The following is an 8,554-nucleotide window of genomic DNA, read 5'->3' as shown; positions in this document are numbered from 1 at the left end:
TTAAAAACCAAATCCTTGAGATCCTGTTCATCCTGTCAAAAAGAATGAACGAGGGTACAGGCCCCTTTTAGGGGCCTTCCTCATACCGCCAGTTCTACTGGTGGTGGCTGATTCACTCAAGGGGGTGGAACGTCCCATGACCAGATTCATCAAAAAGACTTCTAAGAAGGTCGGCCTTCCTCCGGGAACCATTGTTCATGTGGGAGAAAAAAAGACGGAGAAGGTGATCATCAGCCTGATCGATTATGATGAAAATCAGTTCCAAGAGAGGACCATCGAGGATATCGAAGAGGTTTTTCCTCTGAAAGACGAACCCACAGTAACGTGGATCAATGTGAGTGGCGTTCACGAGGTGGATCTCATAGAAAAGATCGGCAAACATTTCGAGATTCATCCCCTTACGCTGGAAGATACTGTGAACACGGCGCAGCGACCCAAAATGGAGGACTTTGACCATTACATCTATGTAGTTATGAAAATGCTTTACCTCGATAAACAACAGGATGCGGTCCATTCACAACAAGTCAGCCTCATCTTGGGCCCGACCTTTCTTATGTCTTTTCAAGAACAACCGGGGGACGTTTTCGATGCGCTAAGAGAAAGAATCAGAAAAGGAAAAGGTCGCATCCGAAAGGCCGGATGTGACTATCTTGCCTACGCCCTCATGGATGCCCTTGTGGACAACTACTTTGTCATATTGGAGCATTTCGGGGAAAAGATGGAGCTTCTGGAAGAGGATCTGATTGAGAATCCCTCTCCGGAGATCTTGGAGAGCATCCACAACATGAAACAAGAAATGATACTTCTCCGAAAACGGATCTGGCCTTTGAGGGAAGTCGTCGGTAGTCTGACTAGGGGAGAGTCACCACTGGTGCGCGAGTCCACCGGGGTGTATCTACGGGATGTTTACGACCACACCATCCAAGTGATTGACACGATAGAGTCATTTCGGGACGTCCTGGGGGGCATGCTGGATATCTATCTTTCCACGGTGAGCAATAAGATGAACGAAGTGATGAAAGTGCTGACCATTATTGCTACCATATTCATTCCGCTAACGTTCTTGGCCGGTATATATGGCATGAACTTCAAATACATCCCAGAGCTGGAGTGGCGCTGGGGCTATTTTGCGGCTTGGGGCGTAATGATTGCTACTTTTGTGTCGCTGATGTTTTATTTTAGGCGAAAGAAGTGGCTCTGAATCATAGTTTTTTTTGTGACGAGGGTTCCCTGACCTCCCATGTGAAACATGCAAAAGAGTATTCTCCCGGAACAGGAAGTAAAAACCCAGGACGGCACCTTGGGAACATTCGCCGGGGTTTTTACGCCCAGCATTCTAACCATACTGGGGATTATTCTGTTTTTGCGTTTGGGATACGTGGTTGGGAGTGCGGGTCTAAGTCGGGCACTGATCATTATCGGACTGGCAAATGCCATATCTGTTCTTACCAGCATATCTCTTTCCGCTATTGCGACAAATCTCAAAGTCAAAAAGGGCGGAGACTACTATCTTATCTCACGCACTCTCGGATCGGAGTTTGGTGGTGCTATAGGGGTCGTTCTATTCCTCGCCCAGTCCGTTTCAATTGCCTTCTACTGCATAGGATTCGGTGAAGCGCTGGTTGGCTTGCTTCCAGACGGAATCCAAATAACGCCCCAGATTATCTCGGTGGTGGCCGTCCTGTTCCTTTTCATCTTTTCTTGGCTCGGTGCAGATTGGGCCACCCGGCTTCAATATGTCATCATGAGTATGCTGGCTCTGGCGCTCTTGTCCTTTTTTGCTGGAGCCCCCGGGAAATGGGATGCTGCAATATTTGCCCAAAACTGGGCCAGGGCCACAAGCGGCCCCGGATTTTGGGTCCTTTTTGCCATCTTTTTCCCCGCGGTTACCGGGTTCACCCAGGGCGTGAGTATGTCCGGCGACCTGAAGGATCCAGGCAAGAGCCTACCATTGGGGACGTTTTCAGCAGTAGGGCTATCGATCGTCGTCTATTTCGCGGTGGCCATCCTTTTTGCCGGCACTACCTCTCGTGAAATGCTCACAGGCGATTATGGGGCCATGAAGCGGGTGGCAAGCATCGGATTTCTCATAGACGCTGGTGTTATTGGCGCCACCTTATCCTCTGCCATGGCCTCCTTTCTTGGGGCGCCTCGCATCCTTCAGTCACTGGCACAGGATCGGATTTTTCCTTTCCTGCTTCCCTTTGCCCAAGGCGCTGGTCCGAGCAGTAATCCCAGGCGAGGGGTGTTGCTTTCCGGCACTATTGCCCTCGCTACGATCGGCTTGGGCAAGCTGAACCTGATTGCACCCGTCGTATCTATGTTTTTCCTTATCTCTTATGGGCTGCTTAACTACGCGACCTTTTACGAGGCCCGATCGGCAAGCCCCTCCTTCCGTCCTCGATTTCGCTGGTTTGATATGCGACTAAGCCTTCTGGGTTGTCTCACCTGTCTCGGCGCCATGCTTGCTATCAACCTTGCTGCCGGGGCTGTGGCCATAGCCGTTTTGTTCGGCATTTTCCAATACCTTCGGCGGACATCCGGCCCTGCGCGATGGGCTGACAGCCGGCGGTCGTATCACTTCCAACACATCCGAGAACATCTTTTGTCTGCATCCGCAGTACCGGAACACCCACGGGATTGGCGCCCTCAACTGCTGGCTTTATCGGATGATCCAGAGCGCAGGGGCAGACTGCTGCATTTTGCCTCGTGGCTTGAGGGTGGCGCCGGTCTCACAACGGTGGTCCAGTTTCTGGAAGGTACGGGTGTAAAAATGCTTAAAGTCCAAGAGGAGGCGCAACTGGGACTTGAAAAAGATGTTGCTCGTCACGGGATTAATGCCTTTGCCCAGGTCATGGTGGTGCCCAATCTGCAAGATGGAATTTACAATTTTGTGCAAGCCTATGGGGTTGGTCCCCTGAAGGCGAATATCTTACTCCTTAACTGGCCGGAACAGTTGGATACTGCTGCAGTCGACGGCTGGCAAGCAGCAGGATTTGGCCAAAAGCTCAATACGGTCTTTCGTCTTGGACGTAACATCATCTTGTTCGATGGGAAAGAAATCGCGTGGAAGACTTTGGAAAGCACGCCTCATCATGACCGTCGGATTGATATCTGGTGGCAGGACGATGCAACCAGCCGCCTGATGCTTCTGCTGGCATACTTGATGACTAGAAATGAGGCCTGGGAGGATGCAAAAATAAGGGTTCTGGGGACAAGTTTCAGTTATCTAAGAGAGCATACAGTCCATGGCCTTGAAGAGATGCTAGAGGAGGTGCGCATTCAGGCCGAGCCGGAAGTGGTCACCACGGTAAGCGCCAAGGCCATTGTCACCCACTCTGCTGACGCCCCACTGGTTTTTCTTCCTTTCCGCCTTCGAAAGGGTCAACTGATCGGTCCTTTTGGGGCGCCGTTACAAGAACTGCTTCCCCGGCTGAGAATAGCAGCAGCCGTATTGGCCGGAGAGGATATTGACCTTGAGGCGGAACCGGAAGAAGGACAGGCCGGGGAGTTGGCAACACTGCGTGATGCCGCATTGGATTTTGATAAGAAGGCCAAACAGGCGGAGAAAGATGCCAAAGCGGCAGCTGAAGAAGCACAAGAGAGGCTTCTTGAAATAGAGATGGCAGGAAATGCATCTGCGGACGAAGAAGCTATGGCAAAACTGAAGGCCGCCGCCAAGGAGGCTGAGGAAAAAGCGACTAAGGCTGCCCGACGAGCAGCCAAGGCCACGGCCAAAGCAGAAGATGCTGCCCGTGTTATAGCGACCTGCGGCGAAATGCCCGCCAGCGATGAAAAAAAGTCTCAAACATCTGGAGAGTCAAAAACCGTCGAGAAAAGCAATATGGAGCCAAAACAGGGCATTTGATACTCGAAGTGTTGATTCCCAGAATCTTGAACAGTACGTCACAATTACAAAGGATAGACATGTCGGGACAGATGGGGTTTTTGTGAAGCCGTTATGAATCTTTTGTGAAAAAGAGGGGGTGACCATGAAACGTTGGGTTCTTCTGGCGATTGGATTGATTTTTGCGATTTTCGTTGCTCAAAACACGCAGGTAGTAGAAGTGCGTCTTCTATTTTGGAAGGCCGAGGCTTCCAGGATACTGGTGTTGTTGGGGACCTTTGTAGTGGGTGTTATTGTGGGTTGGTTGCTGGGGTGGCCTGCAAAAAAATAGGCTGGTAGCATATCCAGGGGAGAACGGGTCATGCAAGCAATGGAGTTCATCTATTCCCTTCCATCGGTGGTTCGGATTGTTGCCATCTTGGTCCTTGCCGTCTTAGCCCACTTCGTCGTCCGGGGGCTAAAAAGGCTCAGTCAGTGGCTCCTGTCCCTTAAGCTTAAAACGGATACGGCAGATGCAGAGAGTTTTACCCGCCGTTACCCCAAGTTGGCCACATTGACGACTATCTTTGTCAGCGCTGCAACCTTTGTGATTTATTTTTTTGCAGTCGGGCTTGTCCTGCGGGAGTTCAAGGTCTCCCTGACGGCCTACCTGGCAAGTGCTTCGGTGATAGGATTGGCTATCGGTTTTGGACTCCAGGGAGCTGTCCAGGATGTAGTCATTGGATTGACTCTGATTTTTTCCGATGCCTTGAACGTGGAAGAGCTTGTGGAGATTTCGGGTCAAATCGGAAAGGTGGAAAACATAGGGCTCCGTTTTACGACACTGGTGAACTTCTATGGACAAAAGATTTATGTTCCGAACCGCAATATTACCACCATTAGCCGATTTCGCCGTGGCGCCATCCGTGCCTATGTAGATATACAGATACCCGAAGGACAGGAGCCTAAAAAAACTGCGGCCGAACTGCACGACATGGCTAAGGGGATCTACCACCAGCACAAGGCCATCATCCTGGAATCACCGGAACTCTTTGCGGTCAGACGAGCCGAATCCGGCGGTTGGCAGTACGCCCGGATCAAATTTCGTGTTTGGCCCGGGCAGGGCACCTTGATCGAAACGGCTTTCAAACAAAGAATTGTCGCCCGGATGAAGGACATCGATCCGGACTACGCAGACTGGATGGTTGCGGTGACTTATCGGGTTGAGTAAAACTCACCGCGCTTCCGCACGGGGCATCCTGGCAAGGCAAGTAATCGACCAGCCGTAAACGTTGAGGCTTTTATTGTTTGCCATCAAAATATGGGAAGAGGACACTCTTTCGCACAACCATGCGCCCCTCACGGTGTCCTATGGTCGTTTCTAAGACTGGGCAGGCTAAAGGACCAAGGCTTTTGGCTTGACGCAACCTCGGGGCGCCAGTATTTGTTATTTTTAGCTCATGTCTATTTGCTCCCTAAACCAAACGTCTACCTTTATGGAATGACCTTTGATGGACTCGCTCCGTAGAATGAGGATGTATTTGATGAAATTGATTACACAAAGGGCGCGGAAACATACTATGAGGAACGCCACTTTGCCCCTTCTGTTGACGCTGGCGTTGCTGTCTATTTTAATTGGAGACCCGACCATCGTCTATCCAGCACAAGAGGGCACGTCCGGCCCTCGAGCCGAAACCGACTCGGAGAGCCAGACCGGCCGCCAGTCTTTCGAACAAACCATGAAAGTCGAACAGGAAAATTTGCGGCAACAGAAAGAACAACTTGATGCCGTGCAGCTTCTGAAAGAAACGTCAAGCAGGGAACTGGATGCCTATAAGCTGCAGATGTCCGTACACGGCAACCTGCTGATGCTTCCCACATCTGAAGTGGCGGATTTGGAAAAGGCCAGTGACGACCACAAGGCTACGTTGAATGCTATTGCCGTCCGTCTGGGAAGGCTGCGAGAAACACGGGAAGCTATTGATAGGCTTCGGCTTCAGACTGAGGAGAAGTATACACTCAACGAAAAACAGCTCGCCGAGATGAAGGCGGAACGACCTAAGGATGTTTCAGCCAAGGCACGGATCACGCAATTTGCGGCATTGGTCCAGTTGCTTTCAAACCAGCGCACAACCATTTCAGAAATGCTGGACGTCTATTCCAAAAGGATAAGCCGGCTGGAGCAAACCCAACAGGCACTGTCGACTTTGACAGAGCGATTCGACCAGGAAGTCCGGATTCGAAAAAAACAAGACCTTTTCAAGCGGAACGTGAGTCCATTAGCTTCACTTGGATTTGTATCCATTAAAGATGATTTCAGTCGTATCATTGAACAGACTGCTTTACTGACGACGGTCGATTTCTGGAGGGGCCAGGCTCGGTCAGTATGGGTGACAGGTTGGTTTTCTTTTTACATGTTTTTGTTTCTGTTGCTCCTCGTCTATATTTTGTTTGTGCGGGTTAGCCATTATTGTACTGTCTGCATGAACCGTCCTGGCATGGGTTCGCATCCTTGGACGGTTCACACCTTGAGACTCATACAACGTTCATTGCCTCTCATGGGTGTGACGGCATTTTTGTATAGTTATGCTCGTGTGCGCCTCGTCTATTCAGGCGTTCCTCTCATCCGAACGGTTGTCCACGCACTATTGGTCTTATTGCTTTGCCGATGGGCATTGGACTCGCTTAAAGTATGGTTCAACGGAGACGGGTTGTCCGTTTCGCAACGCCTGCAATTCCGCTTGCGTGTCTTAATTCATGGCGTCAGGGCCTTCGCCATAGCCTATATCATTATCTTTTGGATGATCGGGGAGAGCAGCGTCCTCTTTTTGTCGCGGGTTTTTTTTGAACTGGTTCTCTTTGTGTGGACTGTGTCTTTTTTGAAGGCCTTCCGTCTGACGTCTGTTAACTTCCCCAACATGAAATCCCGACGTCTCCTTATTGTTGTCCCTTTGGTTGTTGGACTGGGTTACACGATCGCCGGCGGCGGAGTACTACTGGAATTCGCCGGATACGGCAAACTTGCCCTCCACTGTTACATGTCGTGGGGTCGGAGTATTGTGGTACTTATGTGGGCGTGCCTATTGTTTTTCTCCCTCCGTGAATGGAATGTTCCCCTGACGAGAGTTCCAAAGGGTGAAAAGAGCGACGCTATTGAAAAGGCTTCACCAATTAAATGGCTGTTTTTGAAGCTGTTGTGGTTGGTGTGGGCAGGTGCATTTCTTTTATGTCTTGTATTTTCTTGGGGAGGAACGCAGGCTATCGTTGTCGGGCTTGTTCGCCTATTGAGTCATCCCATTCAAATAGGCAACATGAATTTGAGGTTGGTCGGTTTTGTCTATGCCGGCATCATCCTGTTGTGCACCCACGCGGCTGCACGGGTATTGCGCCGCTTCCTGGGGGAGCGCATTCTTACGGACAGTGGCCTTGAGCTGGGCGTGCGAGAGTCCATTACAACCGTGATTATCTATCTTTGTTGGGGCCTCGGTATCCTTTTGTCCCTGAACGTCATGGGCCTCAGCGCCACCTCCATCGCCGTTGCTTTTGGTGCCCTCAGCATTGGGCTCGGTTTCGGTTTACAAAACATCTTCAACAATTTTGTCAGCGGGCTCATCCTCCTTTTTGAAAGGCCGGTGCAAGTGGGAGATGTGGTTCAGATTAATGATATGTGGGGCATGGTAACGAAAATCAATGTGAGATCGACAGTCGTCCAGACCTATGATAATGCGTCATTGATCATCCCTAATTCGGATATGATCAGCAATCAAGTAACCAATTGGAGTTTTAAAGACCAGAGGTTGCGTCGAAACATTATCGTGGGAGTCGCTTACGGGTCTAACACGGAGTTGGTCCGCGAGACTCTGCTTGAGATTGCCAGAGAGCATCCCAAGATCCTCAAGAAGCCAAAGCCGGATGTCTTGTTTCAAGACTTTGGAGACAGTGCTTTGGTTTTCCAGTTGCGATTATGGAGCACCATAGATCACTTTATCGCTGTGGAAACGGATGTTCGGTTTTCCATTGATCGTTTATTTCGCGAAAGAGGTATCGAGATCGCATTTCCTCAACGCGATATTCACATCCGTTCCACAGTGAAAAAAACAGAACCCCGAAAAACCGAGAGTTGAATTGGAAGACTACCGCTAATCAATAGCCTGTTGAAAGCAGGGAGGGACGGACGAGTGGCTATTGAAGTCCAGGCCCACTGAAATGCTGAAGTGTTTCGGGGTGTGGCATTGACGCCGACCCAAGGTCTTGGCAGGGGCTCTGAAATCATGGACACAGGCGAAACCCTCCGTGTGCCTGTTGGCAAATCATTGTTGGGACGGGTTTTTAGTGTATTTGGGGAGCCCATAGACATAGAAAGGAGGTATTCAATGGAGACATTACAGACAGTTTTCAGAGGTGTCCGGCATCTCTTCTTGTGCCGTACCCTGCCTTGTTTGCTTATTGTACTCACAACGTGCGCGCCGGCTCGCCAGGTTCCCGCTCCGGAAAAGCCCGCAGTGTCATTTTCAGTTTCAGCCAGAGACGTCCGTATCGAATACATGCACACACGGGTTTTTGCTCAACTGGGGGGCTACAAAGGGCCCGAGGCCTGCTATGCCTGTCATCCAAAACAACATGAAGCAATCAGTCGAAGCTATCACGTCCATCAAGGTCGAATCAACGCGGCAGGTGAAATTGCCCACGATCCACAGGAGGCGGTGGATACAGGGATGTATGTTCGCT

6 protein-coding genes are annotated in these 8,554 nt (G+C 50.5%); all 6 read left to right on the top strand.

Going from position 1 to position 8,554, the window contains the following annotated elements; translation table 11 throughout:
* The first annotated feature begins 136 nt into the window (after positions 1 to 136).
* The gene (corA, locus tag JW883_12645) at positions 137 to 1,201 is read left to right on the top strand and encodes a magnesium/cobalt transporter CorA (GenBank protein ID MBN1843112.1); all 1,065 of its coding nucleotides are present in this window, start codon (positions 137 to 139) and stop codon (positions 1,199 to 1,201) included.
* A 48-nt stretch (positions 1,202 to 1,249) separates the two neighbouring features.
* Positions 1,250 to 3,868 carry an amino acid permease gene (locus JW883_12640; protein ID MBN1843111.1) on the top strand — a complete coding sequence of 873 codons (2,619 nt, stop codon included), beginning with the start codon at positions 1,250 to 1,252 and terminating at the stop codon, positions 3,866 to 3,868.
* A gap of 124 nt (positions 3,869 to 3,992) precedes the next feature.
* Complete coding sequence (locus JW883_12635) at positions 3,993 to 4,178, top strand: LapA family protein (GenBank protein ID MBN1843110.1); 186 nt, start codon at positions 3,993 to 3,995, stop codon at positions 4,176 to 4,178.
* Positions 4,179 to 4,208: 30 nt separating this feature from the next.
* A complete protein-coding gene (locus tag JW883_12630; GenBank protein ID MBN1843109.1) occupies positions 4,209 to 5,057 on the top strand; it encodes a mechanosensitive ion channel in 849 nt (282 codons plus the stop codon).
* Between the two features lie 2,080 nt (positions 5,058 to 7,137).
* Positions 7,138 to 7,950, top strand: coding sequence for a mechanosensitive ion channel (locus JW883_12625; protein ID MBN1843108.1), 813 nt, complete (start codon positions 7,138 to 7,140; stop codon positions 7,948 to 7,950).
* A gap of 249 nt (positions 7,951 to 8,199) precedes the next feature.
* Positions 8,200 to 8,554 (top strand): hypothetical protein (locus tag JW883_12620; protein ID MBN1843107.1); only part of this gene is annotated, 355 nt, incomplete at its 3' end.

The sequence above is a fragment of the Deltaproteobacteria bacterium genome, assembly GCA_016930875.1.
In the GTDB taxonomy this organism is placed as follows: Bacteria; Desulfobacterota; Desulfobacteria; order Desulfobacterales.
This window is presented reverse-complemented; position numbering and strand designations above follow the sequence as displayed.